Genomic DNA, 15715 nt, shown 5'->3' with positions numbered 1-15715 from the left:
GGCTCCGGGGGGGGGCCGGGGGGGGGGGGGGGGCCGCCGCCCCCCCCCCCCCCCCCCCCCCCCCCCCCCCCCCACCGCCCCCGACCCAAGGTGTTGCCGGCCCCGCATATCGCCCGGGCGGCCGGCGACGCGGCGGGACTACGATCGGCGGATGCGGGAGCCGCTGATCGTCGCCGTCGCCCAGCCGCGCTGCCGGGCGTACGACGTGGTCGCGAACGCGAGGGCCCACGCCGAGGCGATCCGGGCCGCCCGGGCCCGGGTGGTGGTCTTTCCCGAGATGTCGCTCACCGGGTACGAGTTCGACGCCGCCCCGGTCGACGCCGACGACCCGCGCCTCGCCCCGGTCGTGGCGGCCTGCGCCGAAACCGGTTCGCTGGCGCTGGTCGGCGCCCCGGTGCCCGGCGACACCGGACGGCCGCACATCGGCGTCCTGGCCGTCGACGGCGGCGGGGCCCGGGTGGCGTACCGGAAGATGTGGCTGGGCGGGGCCGAGCCGGAGCATTTCGCCCCGGGCAACGCGCCGGCGGTGGTCGAGGTGCCCGGCTGGCGGCTGGGGCTCGCGGTCTGCAAGGACACCGGGGTACCCCGGCACGCGGCCGACACCGCCGCGCTCGGCATCGACGCGTACGTCGCGGGTGTGCTGGACTCGGCGGTGGACTGGGATGTGCAGGGCGAACGGGCCCGTCGGGTCGCTGCCGCACACCGGGTCTGGGTGGCGACCGCCAGCTTCGCCGGCTCCACCGGTGGCGGTTACCCCGACGCCGCCGGACGGTCGAGGATCTGGGCTCCGGACGGCAGGGTCGTCGCCGAGGCGGGACCCGAGCCGGGCGCGGTGGTCCGGGCGATCCTGAGCTGACCGGGCCGGCTCACTCCGAAGTCGGGGTCAGCGGGTCGACCGGGGCCGGCGGGTCCAGCAGTCCGCGCAGCACGATGTCGAGCCCGCCGTCGAACTCCTCGGCGGGGCCGATCCGCCGGGCGTACCGGGCGGTCTCGGTCAGGTGCGGAAACTCGTCGGAGGGCAGGCCGGCGATGGCCCGGGTGCCGGCTCCGGCGAGCGCGCCCAGGTGTTCGAGCTGGATGGCGCCGATGACGTAGCTGAGCAGGCCGCGCAGGGCGAGCGCCCGCCGCCGGCCGTCGAGACCGGCCTCGGTCAGGATGCCCAGCACCGCCTCCGACCAGCGCAGCAGGCTGACCGAGGTGTGCCGGTGGCTGACGGTCAGCGGCACCACCGCCGGATGGGCCTCGACCGCCGTCCGGACCCGCTCGACCATGATCCGGATCCGGTCCCGCCAGTCGGCCGGGCCGGCTGGCGGGGAGGGGTCGACGCCGCCGAACACCAGCTCGACGACGAGGGCCTCCAGCTCGGCCCGGTGGGTCACGTACCGGTAGAGGCCCATGGTGCTCATCTGGAGCTGGGTCGCCACCGCCCGCATGGTCAGCCCGGCGAGACCGTCCCGGTCGAGGACGGTGAGGGCGGCCGAGGCGAGCTGGTCGGGCGTGAGCGAGCGGGGACGGGGCATGGCACTTGACAGCGTACGACATACGCCTACGATTCGTAGGAGTACGTCGTACGCCTACGATGGGAGCACCCGATGCGTACGTCCCGACCGATCGGACCCGACTCCGTCGTCCCCGCCCGTGACCTCACCCCGGTCGCCGGTGCGGCACTCCCGGTCCCCGATCCCGACCGTCTGGTGCACCTCCAGTTCCGGCGGTTCGCCGGCTGTCCGGTCTGCAACCTGCACCTGCGCTCGATCGTGGTCCGGCACGGCGAGATCGAGGCCGCCGGGGTACGCGAGGTAGTGGTCTTCCACTCCCCCGCCGACGAGCTGGCCGAACACGTCGCGGACCTGCCGTTCGCGGTGATCGCCGACCCGGACAAGCGGCTGTACGCGGAGTTCGGCGTCTCCTCGGCCCGCCGCGCCCTGTTCGACCCGCATGCCTGGCTGCCGATCCTCCGCGCGGTGCTGCGCAGCACCTGGGCAATCGTCCGGCGCCGCGAACGGCCTCCGGCGACCGTTCCGCACGGCGGGCGGTTCGGCCTGCCGGCCGACTTCCTGATCGCCCCCGACGGCCGGGTGCTGGCCTCCCGGCACGGCGAACACGTCTACGACCAGTGGTCCGTCGACGAAATCCTGGAACTGGCCGCCCGGGCGCCCCGGCCCGCACCCGGCACCAGGTAGAACGCCCCCGCCCCGACCCGGCTACGGCCGCCCGGTCGGCGGCGTCCCGGCCCCGCCGCCGAGTTGCTCCCCCAGCCCCGTCCGCAGGTAGCGCAGTCGCCGGCCGACTCGCTCGCCGACGACCAGACCGGCGTCCCGCAGCGTGGTCAGGTGGTGCGAGGCGGTGGCCGGGGCCAGCCGCAGGGCGTCGGCCACCTCGCCGGTGCTGTGCGGCACCGCCAGCAGGGTCAGCACCGCCGCCCGGGTCGGGCCGAGCAGCGCGGCCAGGGCCGGCGGAGGCGGTTCGACCGGGGCATCCGGTCCGGCCGCCGCCGCGACCGCCTCGGCGGCCGCCCGCCGGGGCACCGGCACCTCCCAGAGCCGGCCGTATCCCCGGGGCGGATACCAGAGCGCCCGGCCGGTCGGCGTGTCGGTGACCGGATAGACCATCGGGCCGGCGAACCCGGCCGGCAGCAGGGCCAGCGGGTGCCCGTCCAGGCTCCACCGCCGCTCCTTGGCCGAACCGAGCAGCAGCGCCGTACCGTCCCAGTCCAGTTTCGGGTGCAGGCCGCGCAGCAGCGCCTGGGGGCCGCGCTCGGCGGCGGTCAGCGCCCGGTGCGCGATCTCACCCTCGGCGGCGGCCCGCAGTCGGGGCCAGACCGGCGCGATCGCCAGCGCGTAGTACCGCCGGATCTCCCGGACCAGCTCGGCCAGCCCGCCGGCCGGGTCGGTGCCGAACCGGACGACCTCCGGCGGTGCCGGGTGCCCGGCCCAGGCCCGGTGCACCTCCGCGGCGACCATCTCCGGCGGAGTGTCGGCGATCACCCGCAGCTCCTCGTCCAGGGTGGGGCGGGCGCCGGCCGGTACCGGGGTGAGGAAATCCGGCACCTGGCAGGTCGGCGCGGCGGCCAGCGCCCGGAGCGTCCGCAGCGGGGCGTCGGCGAGCGCCGGCAGTACGCTGTCCCGCCAGCCGGCGTACATCCAGAACCTGGCCGGCCGGTCCAGCACGAAGAGGCTGGTCACCACCTCGACCATCGGCGAGTGCGCGAACCTGAGCCGCACCAGGTCAGCCGGGGCGAACTCGATCCGGAGCATGCACCCATTCGAGCACGCTCGAACGGCTGCCGACCACCCGGAGCCGGGCCCTACCGTCGCCGGCATGGAATACACCCACCTCGGCCGGACCGGGCTGACCGTCAGCCGGGTCTGCCTCGGCACCATGAACTTCGGCTGGCAGCTCGACGAGGCGGAGAGCCACCTCGTCCTGGACCGGGCGTACGACGAGGGGATCAACTTCGTCGACACCGCCAACATGTACGGCCGGGAGGACGGCGACGGCCTGAGCGAGCAGTTCATCGGCCGGTGGTTCGGCAGGACCGGCCGGCGGGACCGGATCGTCCTCGCCACCAAGGTCTACGCCCCGATGAGCGACTGGCCCAATGACGGCGGCCTCTCCGCCCGGCACATCGTCGCCGCCTGCGACGCCTCGCTGCGCCGGCTCGGCACCGACTGGATCGACCTCTACCAGATGCACCACGTGCAGCGGGAGACACCGTGGGAGGAGATCTGGCAGGCGATGGAGACCCTGGTGATCCAGGGCAAGATCCGGTACGTCGGCTCCTCCAACTTCGCCGGCTGGCACCTGGCCCGCGCCCAGGCCGCCGCCGACCGGCGCCACTTCCTCGGCCTCGTCTCCGAGCAGTGCAAGTACAACCTGCTCACCCGGCACGTCGAACTGGAGGTCGTGCCGGCGGCGATCGACCTCGGCATCGGGATCCTGCCGTACTCCCCGCTGCACTTCGGCGCGCTCTCCGGGGCGATCCGCAAGCTCCGGGACGGGGTTCCCGGGCGCACCGCGCTGCACGCCGCCGACCGGGTGGAACCGCACCGGGCGGCCCTGACCGGCTACGAGAAGCTCTGCGCCGAACTGGGCGAGGAGCCGACCACCGTCGCGCTGGCCTGGCTGCTGTCCCGCCCCGGTGTCACCGCGCCGATCGTCGGGCCTAGGTCGGCCGACCAGCTCGACCTGGCGCTGCGGGCGGTGCGGACCGCACTCGACCCCGGCACCCTGGGCCGGCTGGACGAGCTGTTTCCGCCGATCGGCTCCGGCGGGCCGGGCCCGGAGGCGTGGGCCTGGTGAACCCGGGTCGACCGACGGGTGCGGCCCGGGCGACTCGGTTGGGTCGGCGGGCTCAGTCCGGCGGGAGCAGGCGTACCCGGCGGGTGGTGGCGCCCGGGGCGGAGCCCGGCCACCCCGGACCAGGCCCGGGCGTCGGCCACGGTCGCCGGACCGAACGCCGCCCGTGCGGGAACGTTGGCCGGCATTCCGGTCAGTTCCTGTCCTGATAGCGCGCCGCCGGGGTCACCAAGCTCGACCGAGGTGCTGCCGTGCCGGGCGGGGTGCTCAGCACGCCGGCCGAACGGACCGGCGGATCAGCCGGACGGGTGGCGACGAGCGGCTTTCCGGCGCCCGTGGCGACGGGCGTAGCAGAGTCGAGCACGGGGAGCCGTCGACGGCATCACCCGGACGACCCTGCCGAAGGGAAGCGACAGCATGGCCAGGACATGGCTGATCACCGGAAGTTCCCGGGGTCTGGGCCGGGCGCTCAGCCAGGAGGTGCTGGACCGGGGCGACAATCTGCTCGCCACCGCCCGGCAACCCGACCAGCTCGCCGACTTCGTCACCCGGTACGGCGACCAGGTGCGGCCGTACGCCCTCGACGTCACCGACCCGGCCGCCGCGCGGACGGCGGTGCAGGCCGCCGTGGAGACCTTCGGCGGCCTGGACGTGGTGGCCAACAACGCCGGCTACGCCAACAGCGCGCCGATCGAGGAGACGCCGGAGGAGGACTTCCGGGCGCAGGTCGAGACGAACCTGTTCGGGGTCGTCAACGTCACCCGGGCGGCCCTGCCGATCCTGCGGGGCCAACGCTCCGGGCACTTCCTCCAGTTCTCCTCGATCGGTGGGCGGGTCGGCGGCACGCCGGGGCTGGGCGCGTACCAGACCGCGAAGTTCGCCGTGGAAGGCTTCTCCGAGGTGCTGTACAACGAGGTCAAGCCGTTCGGCATCCGGGTCACCATCATCGAGCCCGGTGCCTTCCGGACCGACTGGGGCGGCGCGTCGATGCGGATGGCCGAGGTGGGCGAGGACTACCAGCAGACCGTCGGGCGGCTGCACGCGCTGCGCCGCGACATGGACGGCCAGCAGGCCGGTGACCCGGAGCGGGCCGCCCGGGTGATCGCCGATCTCGTCGGGCTCGCCGTACCGCCGCTGCGGCTGCTGCTCGGCTCCGACGCGCTGCGCCTCGCCGAGGAGTCGGCGCAGTTCCGCTCCCGGGAGGCGACCGCCTGGGCCGACGTCAGCCGGAGTACCGACTACGACAGCAGCACCGACTTCGCGAAGACGCCGGTCGCGGCGATGCTCGCACCGCGCAGCCCGAACTGACCGCCGAGGGACGCCGCCGGACCGGGAGAAACTGACGCCGACGGATGGCTTGCCATCCACAGGGGACGTACGCTCGGGCGACGCAAGTTCCACGACGAGCCCGCCGGGCTCGGGGACGGGCCCACCATCCGCCTCCCGGGTCCGGCGCGGGCCGTCGACCCCTTTCGACGGCGGAAGGTCAGGAATGAGAACGAGACGCACCATCGCCGTGGCTGCCGCCACGGCGGTGCTCACCGTGCTGTCCCTGTCGCTGGCACCGGCGGCCCGGGCCGCGAGCCCGCGCTATCCGCATCTCAACCCCGGTGGCCAGCCACGGCTGACCGAACGGGTACCGGTCAACGTGGTCTTCCTCGGCTACGAGCCGAACCAGGTGTCCCGGTCGGCCTACCGGGCCGAGCTGCCGCGCGGCTACGAACCGGTGGTCCGGTCCCGGCTCCTCTACGACGTCCGGGAGAAGCTGGGCCTGCACTACACGTACGACTACCGGATCAGCTACGCCGACCGGCGGTACGAGGACCGGTTCTTCGGCGAACTCACCCGGCTGTCCCGGCCGGCCCCGCTGACCACGCTCCAGGCGGAGTACAACGCGCAGCAGCGCAACGTCCTCGACGTCACCAGCAACCATCACATCGACGCGCCGAGCGTCGAGCGGTGGCTGGCGAAGAACCCGCCGGCCGGGGTGGACACCCGGCGGAACACGGTCTTCTTCATCAACTGGTACGGGCGGTCCGACTTCCGGTTCCACGTCTACACCAAGACCAACGAGCCGGACCCGGACACCGGATACAACTTCGGCGTCGAGCGGGACAGCCGCAAGATCATCGCCTGGGGCGGCACCACCGCGCGGGACGAGGAGAACGGGCTCGGCTCCACCCACCGGATCTGGTTCCACGACCTGTCGGCCGGCCCGGAGTCCTGGACCTCCAACTGGAACGTGGACGAGCCGGACCTCGACGGCAACGGCGTCGAGGACTACCGGATGCCGCCGACCTGGGAGTACACCGCCGGTGGCTACCGGGCGCCGGGCAAGCTCGCCGGTGATCTCAGCCTGATCACCCGGTACGTCGCACTGAACCTGCTCTTCACCAGCTCGCCGCTCTATCCGGCGGAGTTGCCCACGGCCGAGCCCCCGCGCTCGATCAACCTGGACAGCAACGTCTACGAGGGCTGGCCGGGCGTGGACGCCTCGAAGAACTACGTCAAGCCGGACCTGCTCCTGGCGGAGCTGCGCGAACTGCGCTGGCGCAACAAGCTCGACTACGACAGCCAGGACCTGCCGTTGCGCGGTGAGGCCGAGCGCTGCTACCGGCTGGCGGTGGAGGAGGGCGTCTCCTGCTATCCGGAGACCGGCTTCCCCGGCTTCGCCAACTTCTATCTGCAGAACCGCAAGGAGCTGGCGCGTACCCAGGACGACCAGGGCCGGGTCGACTACGAGTTGCCGATGTTCAGCTACGCGGTCCCGGAGGGCACCATCACCCCGGCCCTCGGTTTCGCCGACGACAACTACGTCGACGGCACCCAGACGTACGTCTTCGGGTTCATCTCGCCGGAGATCGTCGAAGCCGGGTACGGGCTGACCACGACGCTGATCCACGAGGTGGGGCACCACATCGGGATGAGCCACCCGCACGACGGCTACGACAGCACGTCCGGAGTGGACTACGCGCCGGCCGACGAGTTCTACTTCGTAGGCGCCGGTGACCAGACCAACTCGATGATGAGCTACATCGACCTGAACTGGGACTTCAGCCAGTTCGACCACGACAACAGCGACCGGTTCCTCACGGCCGCGTACAACGAGGCGGCCAACCAGCTCGCCGCGGACGTGCTCGACTCGCCCCGGTCGTACCGGGCCCGGGACGAGTTGGCGGCGGCGGACCGGCTGCTCGGCCGGGCCAAGGCGGCCCTGGCCAGCCACCAGTACGCCGCCGCGCACACCTACGCCGACCAGGCGTACGCCGAGGTGGTCGACGGCGCCCGCCAGGCGGGTGTGCCGACCGATCGGGTCGCCGCGCAGATGACGGCGGAGGCGAAGGCCGCCCGGACCAGTGTCGAGGCGGACCACCCGCACGAGTTCATCGACAGTCTCGACCCGGAGGGGCCGCGCAGCCAGCCCTGACGCACCGAACCGGAGGGTGGACAGCAGGCGACCCCGCCTACTGTCCACCCGACCATCCCCCCGCCCCCACCGCCCGGTGGGTACGCCGGAGGCGTCAGCCGGACCGGCGGGACCCGGTGTTGTCGTGTCGGACGAGGGCCACCGCCGTGTCGAGCCGGCCCTTCTCCTCGGGGCTCAGGTTCGGGTCGCCCCGGCGCATCGCCAACGCCGACTCCAGCAGCCGCACCGGATCGCCAGGCGCGCGGCCGACGAACGCGGTCAACACGGAGTCGGCCAACCTGCCCAGCCCGAACAGGTCACCGACCACCACTTCGGCCAGGATCAGCGCCGTCATGGCGACGTCCAGGTCGGGCTGGTCGTCCCTCGCGTTGCGCCAGTCGATGACGACCGGTCCCCGGCGGCCGAGCATGACGTTCTCCGGGTGCAGGTCGAGATGCACGACGCGGGTGCCGGGCCCGCTGCCCGGTCGGGCCGGCACGTCGCGCAGTCGCCGGTGCAGATCGGCCAGAATCTCCGCCCCGGCCCGCGGGTCGAGGTCACCACCGGCCATGGCCTCGCGCAGGGTCGGTCCGTCGATCCGCTCCATCACCAGGTCGGCGCCGAGAGCGCGGTCGACCCGGGGTACCGGAAAGCCCCGCTCCGCCACGTAGCGCATGGTCTCGGCCTCGCCGGTCACGTCGTGCCCGTCCCGGTAGCGGCGCAGTACCCGCCCCTCGTCGAGCGCGAAGACGTCCGCGTCCCGGCCCATACCGAGCCGGGCGTGCTCAACCATGCGTCGACGATATCCGGCAGTCCGTGATCGGTGGATCGCCGCCGCGCTCCGGTCCCGGCAGGTCGGCCGGACGGGGCAGGCAGCGGCCCGGAAACGCGGGAACGGGGCAGGCAGCGGCCCGGAAACGCGAGGACGGCAAGGCAGCAGCCGGGACGGTGGCGGCGCCGGCCGGGCGGAAACCGGGTCGTGACGGCGTCGACGATCGAGCAGGATGGCGGGGTGAGCAGGATGGCAGGGTGAGCAGGCGGCTGAGGGCGATCGCCCAGGAGACGGTGGCGGCGGTGGACCAGGGGTCCTACCGGACCGAGCAGGGCGGGCAGGTGGCCATCGGCGACGAGGTGGCCCGGGCGGTGGCCGGTACCCGGCTGTACCTGCCCGGCGAACCCCTGCCGGCGCCGGAACCGCTGGCCGACCCGCCCACCATCGAGGTGACCGAGGAATCCAGCCTGGCGGCGTGCCACCGGCTCGACGGCGACCGGGCCTGCCTGGTCTTCGCCTCGGCCCGCAACCCCGGCGGCGGTTTCCTCAACGGTGCCCAGGCCCAGGAGGAGAGCATCGCCCGCGCCTCGGCGCTCTATCCGTGTCTCCGGGCCGCCTGGGACTTCTACCTCGCGCACCGGGCCGACCCAGACCTCGGCTACAGCGACCGGGTCGTCTACTCCCCGGAGGTGCCGGTGTTCCGGGACGATCGGGGCACCCCGCTGGCGGCGCCGTACCCGATTTCGTTCCTCACCTCGGCGGCGCCCAACCTCTCCGCGATGCGGCGCAACCAGCCCGACCGGGTGGGTGACGTCCCGGCCATGCTGCGCCGGCGGGCCGCCCGGGTGCTGGCGGTCGCCGCCGGGTACCGGCACCGGCAGCTCGTACTCGGCGCGTGGGGTTGCGGCGTCTTCGGCAACGACCCGGAGACCGTGGCGACGGCGTTCGCCGGGGCGCTCCGGGAGAGCCCCTGGTTCGAGCGGGTGGTCTTCGCCGTACTCGACCGGGAGCGGGGCACGCCGACCCTCGGGGCGTTCCAGAAGGTCTTCCGGTGACCGGGTGTCGGTGAGTCCACCTAGGATCCTGGCGTGACCGGGACCGACAACTCCTTCAGCCCGCTCAGGTTCTTCGAATACGACCACAACCCCGGCAACTACTGCCTGATGCTCAGCGACGCCCCCGAGCTCGCCGAGCGGCTGGGCTACGACCCGGAGGCGGGCACCTTCGTCGCCTACGGTATCGACCCGGAGGCCCTGCGGCGGCTGGGCGGGCTGCTCCAGGACGCCTTCCACGACCGGGCGAAGCTGGCCACGCTGATCCGGGCGGCCGACCCCGACTGGTTCGACTGAGCCGTCCCGTCGGTCGGCGCCCGCTACTCCCGCGCCCGCTACTCCCGCGCCTGTTACTCCCGTGCGCCGTCCGGCCGGTCGCCGAAGGTGGTCAGGTCCCGGTTCTCCAACACCCGCCGGGGATAGCCGCGTTCGGCGACGCCGAGCATCGCCAGCCCAATCTGCTCGGTGGTGGTGACGGCACGCGGAAACGCCCGCCGCAGTGCCGGCGCGAGCGGCGCGATCAGCGCGTAGAGGACCCGGTACGACCGGGTCTTCGACCGGATGCCGTGCAGCGGCTGGATGAAGCCGGGCCGGAAGGCGTACCCGTTCGGCAGCAGCCGGAGCACCTCGTTCTCGGTCCGGCCCTTGACCCGGGCCCACATGGTGCGGCCCCGCTCGGTACTGTCGGCGCCCTGCCCGGAGACGTAGACGAAGGTCAGCCCGGGGCTGGCGTCGGCCAGCACCCGGGCGGCGGCCATCGTGACGTCGTAGGTGATCCGCGTGTAGTCGGCCTCGCTCATCCGGAACGAGGAGACCCCGAGGCAGAAGAAGCAGGCGTCGGCCCCGGCGAAGTCCTCCGCCGCACCGGTGAAGTCGAGGAAGTCGGTCCAGACCAGCTCACGCAGCTTCGGGTCCCGCTGGCCGGTCGGGGTGCGGACGACCGCGAGCACGCTGCCGACCCGGGCGTCGCGCAGACACTCGCGGAGCACGCCCTGTCCCACCATGCCGGTCGCGCCGAACAGGATGACCTTCATGCCGTGCCTCTCCGGGCCGTCGAATGCCGCGCCGGGCCGCCGAGCGCCGCCCGCACACCGAGGGTACGACCCGCCGCGCTTGATATCCTGGCCGGCGTACCGCACCGGTGGCGGGTTCTCCCAGTTCGCGTCGTGTCCACGCGTGAAGGTCCGCAATGTCGGCGAGTTCGTCGTCGACCCGTGGGTGGCCGAGCGGGTGGCCCTGGTCGCCGAGCAGCGCGGCCGGATAGTCGCGGCGGCACTGCTGCTGCGCTATCGGCGTGACGAGGACGTGGCGGAGCGGTACCGGGGTGCCGGTGAGATCCGCTGGCTGGTCTGCTGGCCGGAGGCGCCGTACTGGCCGGACGCGGCGGAGGCCGGTGACCTGCTCGCCGCCGCCTGCCTCGCCCAGCTCGCCCGCTGGAACGCCAACCGCCGGTACGCCGACGGCGCCCTGCCCGCCCCCGGCGGGTACGGCGTACCCGAGCAGTGGCCGCAGGTCGCCGCGATCTACCGGCGGGCCGGGATCCGCGCCGAGGGGCGTACCGAAGTCGTGCTGGTCGCCGACGTCGCCGACCTGTTGCGGTCCGGCCCGCCGCCACTGCCCGGACTGGCCGCGCGCCGGACCGTCGGCGGCAACGGCACCCGGATCTCCGCAGTACGCAAGGAGGCCGTGCTCGGCTTCGTCGAGGTCGACACCAACCTGGACACCGGAACCCGGATGTCCCGGCTCGGCGGCTGGGCGGACGTCGGGGAGCTGTGGGTCGCCGAGTCGCACCGGCGGCAGGGCATCGGCGGTGGCTGCTCAGCCAGGCCGCCGCCTGGCTCCGGCTGGGCGAGGTGACCCGGCTGCTCGACTACGCCGACGCCGACCGGGCCGACTACCTGGCCTTCCTTGCCGCCACCGGGTTCAGCACGGTGACCCGGACGGTCCGCGAACTCGTCGCCTGACCCGTAACCGCCGTGCCGCTCAACGCGGGCGGCGGGTACTCCTCCGCCCGAGGCGGGTGCCGGCCAGCACCAGCAGCGCGACCGTGAACATCGCGGTGCCGACCACGTTGACCTGGGGCGGGATGCCACGCTGGCTGGCTCCCCAGACGTACATCGGAAAGGTGACGGTGGTGCCGGAGTTGAAGTTGGTGACCACGAAGTCGTCGAAGGAGAGCGAGAAGGCGAGCAGTGCGGCAGCCACGATGCCGGGCAGTACCAGCGGCAGGGTGACCCGGCGGAACGCCTGCCACTCACTGGCGTACAGGTCCATCGCCGCCTCCTCCAGTCGGCTGTCCATTCCGGACAGCCGGGCCCGGACGGTGACCACCACGAACGAGACGCAGAACATCACGTGCGCGATCACCACGGTCCAGAAGCCCTGCGGGATGCCGGCGGCGACCAGCAGGGCCAGCAGCGAGGTGCCGAGCACCACCTCCGGGGTGGCGACCGGGGCCAGTACCAGCAGGTTGACCGCGGCCCGCCCTCGGAACCGGTGCCGGACCAGCGCGAACGCCATCAGCGTGCCGAGCACGGTGGAGACCGCGGTGGCCACGAACCCGATCTGTACGCTGCGCAGCACCGCCGCGCACATCCCCGGGCCGGCGCACGGATCCCGCCAGTTGTCGAGGGTGAACTCGGCGAAGTCGTACGACAGCCGGCTGGAGGGCTGGTTGAACGACAGCCCGGCCACCACCGCGACCGGCAGCAGCAGATAGCCGAGCACCAGCGCGGCGACCGCCAACACCCAGTGGTCGGCGACGAACCGCCCGAACCTGCCGCCCACCGCTACCCCGCCTCGGCAGGCCCGGCCCGGCGCAGGTAGCCCACCACCAGCACCAGGATCCCCACCATCAGCAGCACCGACAGGGCGGCGCCCTGCGGATAGTCCAGCCGGACCAGGAAGGCCGCGTCGATGACGTTGCCGATCATGTATTCGTTGGGCGTGCCGAGCAGTTCGGCGCTGATGTAGTCGCCGGTGGCCGGGATGAAGGTGAGCAGCGTGCCGGCCAGCACTCCGGGCATCGACAGCGGCACGGTGACCCGCAGGAACACCTGGGCCGGCCGGGCGAAGAGGTCACCGGCCGCCTCCAGCAGCCGGGGGTCGAGCCGCTGGAGGCTGGCGTAGAGCGGCAGCACCATGAACGGCAGGTAGCAGTAGGTCAGGCTGGTCACCACCGCGACCGGCGTGGCGAGTAGCCGGCCGTCCGGGGCGAGCAGGTGCGCCGCGCGCAGCAGGCCGACCACGGCGCCGCCGTCGGCGAGGATGGTCTTCCAGGCCAGCGTCCGGACCAGGAAGCTGGTGAACATCGGCGCCACCACGCAGACCAGCAGCAGGTGCTGCCAGCGCCCGGCACGTAGCGCGATCACGTAGCCGAGCGGATAGCCGAGCAGCAGCGCCAGCAGGGTCGCCAGTCCGGCGTACCCGAAGGAGCGGCCGAGCTGCCCGCCGTACGCCGCCACCGCGTCCGGGTAGTTGTGAAACGACCAGGTCATCGCGTACCCGGTGGTCAGCGAGCCGGTCGGGTCGTAGAGGCTGGTCGCGGCGAGCTGCACCGCCGGGACAAGGAAGAAGAGCACCAGCCAGAGCAGCCCAGGCAGCACCAGCAGGTACGGCACCGCCCGGCCGCGCCGGCTCACTCCCGCCCCGCCGGCACCGGCGCCGGACGGTCGGATGTGCCGGCGTCGGGGGCCGACCTGTCCCCGCCGTCGAGCAGGAAGGCGTGCCGGGGATGCCAGTGCGCGACCACCGGGGTACCGACCGGGATCCGGGCTGCTTCCCCGTCGGCGGCGGCGAAGACCGACAGCTCGACCCCGGCACCGGTCGGCACCGAGTACTCGGTGCCGACCCCGAGGTAGCCGATGTCGCCGACCGTCCCGTCCAGCCACTGGTGCCCGGCCGGCACCTGCTCCGGGGTGCCGGCCAGCCGCACCTTCTCCGGCCGTACCCCGAGCAGTGCCGCGCCGGAGTCGACCCGGGCCCGGGCCGACGGCACCGAGAAGCGCCGCCCGTACGCCTCGACCAGCAGGTCGTCGCCGGCGCGCGCGGTCACCGTGCCGGTGAGCAGGTTGGACCGGCCCAGGAAGGTGGCCACGAAGGCGGTGGCCGGGAACTCGTACAGCTCGGCCGGGGTGCCGAGCTGCTCGACCTGGCCGGCGTTCATCACCGCCACCGTGTCGGCGAGGGTCATCGCCTCCTCCTGGTCGTGCGTGACGTGTACGAAGGTGCCGCCGACCTCGGCGCGCAGCCGCCGCAGCTCACCCTGCATCCGGCGGCGCAGCGCCAGGTCGAGCGCGCCGAGCGGCTCGTCCAGCAGCAGTACCCGGGGCCGGTTGACCAGGGCCCGGGCCAGTGCCACCCGCTGCTGCTGCCCACCGGAGAGCTGCTCCGGCCGGTGCCGCTCGTACCCGTCGAGCTGCACCAGCGACAGCATCCGGCGCACCTGCCCGGCCACGTCTCGCACCCGCCGGCGCCGCAGCCCGAACGCGACATTCTCAAAGACGTCCAGGTGCGGAAAGAGCGCGTAGCTCTGGAACACCGTGTTCACCGGCCGCCGGTACGGCCGCAGCCGGGTGATGTCCCCGTCGCCGAGCAGGATCCGGCCGCCGGTCGGCTCGGTCAGCCCGGCCACCATCCGCAGCGTGGTGGTCTTGCCGCAGCCGGAGGGCCCGAGCAGGGCGAAGTACGAGCCGGCCGGCACGGTCAGGTCGAGCCGGTCGACAGCGGTGACATCGCCGAACCGCTTGCTGAGACCGACCAGCCGCAGCGCTCCGGACGGCTCCTCGACCACCATCGGCGTCAACCTCCGATGACCTGTTGGAACTTCGACTCGTACTCGCGTTCCCGGGCCTCGTCCAGGGACATGAACACCTTCGACCGGGCCTGTAGTGCCGCGTCCGGGAAGATCAGCGGATTGGTCGCCAGTTCGGGGGCGAACTTCTCCATCTCGGCCTGCGCGCCCTGCACCGGGCAGATGTAGTTCACGTACGCGGCGAGCTGAGCGGCCACGGCCGGCTCGTAGTAGTAGTCCATCAGCGCCTCGGCGTTGGCCCGGTGGGTGGCCCGGTTCGGCACCAGCATGTTGTCGGAGTAGAGCATCACCCCGGAGTCGGGGGCGACGAAGCGTACCCGGGCGTCCTCGGCGGCGAGCTGGATCACGTCGCCGGACCAGGCGACGCAGGCGGCGATGTCGCCCCGAGCCAGTTCGGCGGCGTAGTCGTTGCCGGTGAACCGGCGGATCTGTCCACTCTCGACGGCCCGGCGCAGCTTCTCCAGCGCCTCGTCGAACTGCACCGGGGTGAAGTTCGCCGGATCGTACCCGTCGGCGGCCAACAGCAGCCCCATGGTGTCCCGCATCTCGGCCAGCGCGGTCACCCGGCCCTTCAGGTCCGGCCGGGTCAGCAGCTCGTCGACGGTACGCAGCTCGCCGGTGACCCGGCCGTTGTAAGCCAGCCCAGCCAGCCCCGACTGCCACGGGATGGCGAGCACGTTGTCGGGGTCGTAGGAGCGGCCGCGCAGCGAGGTCAGCAGGTTGCGGCCCACGTTGGGCAGCCGGCCCGCGTCGAGCTGCTGCACCCAGCCGAGGTTGATCACCCGAGCCGCCATCCAGTCGCTGAGCACGATGATGTCCCGGCCGATCGGCTGGCAGGCGGCGAGCTGGTTACGGATCTTGCCGAAGAACTCGTTGTTGTCGTTGATGTCCTCGGTGTAGCTGACCTGGATCCCGGACCGCCGCTGGAACGCCTCCAGGGTCGGCCGCTTCGACTCGTCGTTTTCCGCCACGTCCAGATATTGCGGCCAGTTCGAGAAGACCAGCGCCTTCTCGGTGCCGGAGAGGTCCTCGCTGGCACAGCTCGCCTCGGTCTGCCGGGCCCCCTTGGTGCCGCAGCCGGCCAGCGCGGTGGTCGCCAGCAGCGCCGCCGAGCCGGCCACGCCGCGCAGCAGCGTCCGCCGGGGCAGCCGCGGCGACAGGGGATGCGGGTGATCACGCATGTGCGGCTCCTCCGGGTTCTGTGCCGAGGGGCGGGGGCCTACGGGTCGACCCGCTGGCCGGAGGCGTCGCGGGAGATCCACTCAGACGCAGATCCTGACATGCGACCGTACGACTCCCCGAGCGGGTGTGCCGGTACGACGACCGAGACGCTGATTTGTACGATCCCGCCATGCACACCTGCCACCCCGCCC

At 73.0% G+C, this 15715-nt stretch carries 16 protein-coding genes; 8 read left to right on the top strand and 8 right to left on the bottom strand.

The genetic code is table 11. The features are described from left to right. Positions 1–151: 151 nt before the first annotated feature. Positions 152–856, top strand: coding sequence for a carbon-nitrogen hydrolase family protein (locus R6Y94_RS05865; protein WP_318394734.1), 705 nt, complete (start codon positions 152–154; stop codon positions 854–856). A gap of 10 nt (positions 857–866) precedes the next feature. Here R6Y94_RS05865 and R6Y94_RS05860 read toward each other — a convergent pair whose 3' ends face one another. Then, positions 867–1520 (bottom strand): TetR/AcrR family transcriptional regulator C-terminal domain-containing protein, encoded by a 654-nt coding sequence (locus R6Y94_RS05860; protein ID WP_318394733.1) that lies wholly within the window; start codon positions 1518–1520, stop codon positions 867–869. A 72-nt stretch (positions 1521–1592) separates the two neighbouring features. Between R6Y94_RS05860 and R6Y94_RS05855 the strand changes: the two genes are divergently transcribed. Then, the gene (locus R6Y94_RS05855) at positions 1593–2183 is read left to right on the top strand and encodes a peroxiredoxin-like family protein (protein ID WP_318394732.1); all 591 of its coding nucleotides are present in this window, start codon (positions 1593–1595) and stop codon (positions 2181–2183) included. A gap of 21 nt (positions 2184–2204) precedes the next feature. Here R6Y94_RS05855 and R6Y94_RS05850 read toward each other — a convergent pair whose 3' ends face one another. Beyond that, positions 2205–3257, bottom strand: a complete 1053-nt coding sequence (locus R6Y94_RS05850; RefSeq protein WP_318394731.1) for an ArsR/SmtB family transcription factor — start codon at positions 3255–3257, stop codon at positions 2205–2207. Between the two features lie 64 nt (positions 3258–3321). On the opposite strand from R6Y94_RS05850, the gene R6Y94_RS05845 reads away from it, so the two are divergent. The 3 genes from R6Y94_RS05845 to R6Y94_RS05835 all read left to right on the top strand — a co-directional run bounded on the left by R6Y94_RS05845 (position 3322) and on the right by R6Y94_RS05835 (position 7726). Continuing rightward, positions 3322–4302, top strand: a complete 981-nt coding sequence (locus R6Y94_RS05845; RefSeq protein ID WP_318394730.1) for an aldo/keto reductase — start codon at positions 3322–3324, stop codon at positions 4300–4302. 414 nt (positions 4303–4716) lie between these two features. Continuing rightward, positions 4717–5607 (top strand): oxidoreductase, encoded by an 891-nt coding sequence (locus R6Y94_RS05840; protein WP_318394729.1) that lies wholly within the window; start codon positions 4717–4719, stop codon positions 5605–5607. Positions 5608–5791: 184 nt separating this feature from the next. Beyond that, positions 5792–7726, top strand: coding sequence for a hypothetical protein (locus R6Y94_RS05835; RefSeq protein WP_318394728.1), 1935 nt, complete (start codon positions 5792–5794; stop codon positions 7724–7726). A gap of 94 nt (positions 7727–7820) precedes the next feature. Here the strand turns inward: R6Y94_RS05835 and R6Y94_RS05830 are convergent, their stop codons facing one another. Next, entirely contained in the window at positions 7821–8498 is a 678-nt protein-coding gene (locus R6Y94_RS05830) for a phosphotransferase (RefSeq protein WP_318394727.1), read from the bottom strand. Between the two features lie 236 nt (positions 8499–8734). On the opposite strand from R6Y94_RS05830, the gene R6Y94_RS05825 reads away from it, so the two are divergent. Further along, positions 8735–9532, top strand: coding sequence for a TIGR02452 family protein (locus R6Y94_RS05825; RefSeq protein ID WP_318394726.1), 798 nt, complete (start codon positions 8735–8737; stop codon positions 9530–9532). 33 nt (positions 9533–9565) lie between these two features. Next, the gene (locus R6Y94_RS05820; RefSeq protein ID WP_318394725.1) at positions 9566–9826 is read left to right on the top strand and encodes an Imm51 family immunity protein; all 261 of its coding nucleotides are present in this window, start codon (positions 9566–9568) and stop codon (positions 9824–9826) included. Positions 9827–9879: 53 nt separating this feature from the next. Here the strand turns inward: R6Y94_RS05820 and R6Y94_RS05815 are convergent, their stop codons facing one another. Beyond that, positions 9880–10563 carry an NAD(P)H-binding protein gene (locus tag R6Y94_RS05815; RefSeq protein ID WP_318394724.1) on the bottom strand — a complete coding sequence of 228 codons (684 nt, stop codon included), beginning with the start codon at positions 10561–10563 and terminating at the stop codon, positions 9880–9882. Between the two features lie 142 nt (positions 10564–10705). Here R6Y94_RS05815 and R6Y94_RS05810 point away from each other — a divergent pair, with 142 nt between their 5' ends. Continuing rightward, positions 10706–11386, top strand: a complete 681-nt coding sequence (locus tag R6Y94_RS05810) for a hypothetical protein (RefSeq protein WP_318394723.1) — start codon at positions 10706–10708, stop codon at positions 11384–11386. 126 nt (positions 11387–11512) lie between these two features. Here the strand turns inward: R6Y94_RS05810 and R6Y94_RS05805 are convergent, their stop codons facing one another. From R6Y94_RS05805 to R6Y94_RS05790, 4 genes are read right to left on the bottom strand one after another with little or no spacing between them, the layout of a single operon-like run. Next, a complete protein-coding gene (locus R6Y94_RS05805) occupies positions 11513–12316 on the bottom strand; it encodes an ABC transporter permease (protein WP_318394722.1) in 804 nt (267 codons plus the stop codon). Positions 12317–12318: 2 nt separating this feature from the next. Beyond that, the gene (locus R6Y94_RS05800) at positions 12319–13170 is read right to left on the bottom strand and encodes an ABC transporter permease (RefSeq protein ID WP_318394721.1); all 852 of its coding nucleotides are present in this window, start codon (positions 13168–13170) and stop codon (positions 12319–12321) included. After that, on the bottom strand, positions 13167–14324 hold the full coding sequence (locus tag R6Y94_RS05795; RefSeq protein ID WP_318394720.1) for an ABC transporter ATP-binding protein: 1158 nt from the start codon (positions 14322–14324) through the stop codon (positions 13167–13169). The genes R6Y94_RS05800 and R6Y94_RS05795 overlap by 4 nt, the downstream gene beginning before the upstream one ends. Before the next feature lie 5 nt (positions 14325–14329). Then, entirely contained in the window at positions 14330–15523 is a 1194-nt protein-coding gene (locus R6Y94_RS05790; protein WP_318394719.1) for a spermidine/putrescine ABC transporter substrate-binding protein, read from the bottom strand. Between the last annotated feature and the right edge of the window lie 192 nt (positions 15524–15715).

Source organism: Plantactinospora sp. KLBMP9567, from assembly GCF_033446045.1.
Taxonomy (GTDB): domain Bacteria; phylum Actinomycetota; class Actinomycetes; order Mycobacteriales; family Micromonosporaceae; genus Plantactinospora.
This window is presented reverse-complemented; position numbering and strand designations above follow the sequence as displayed.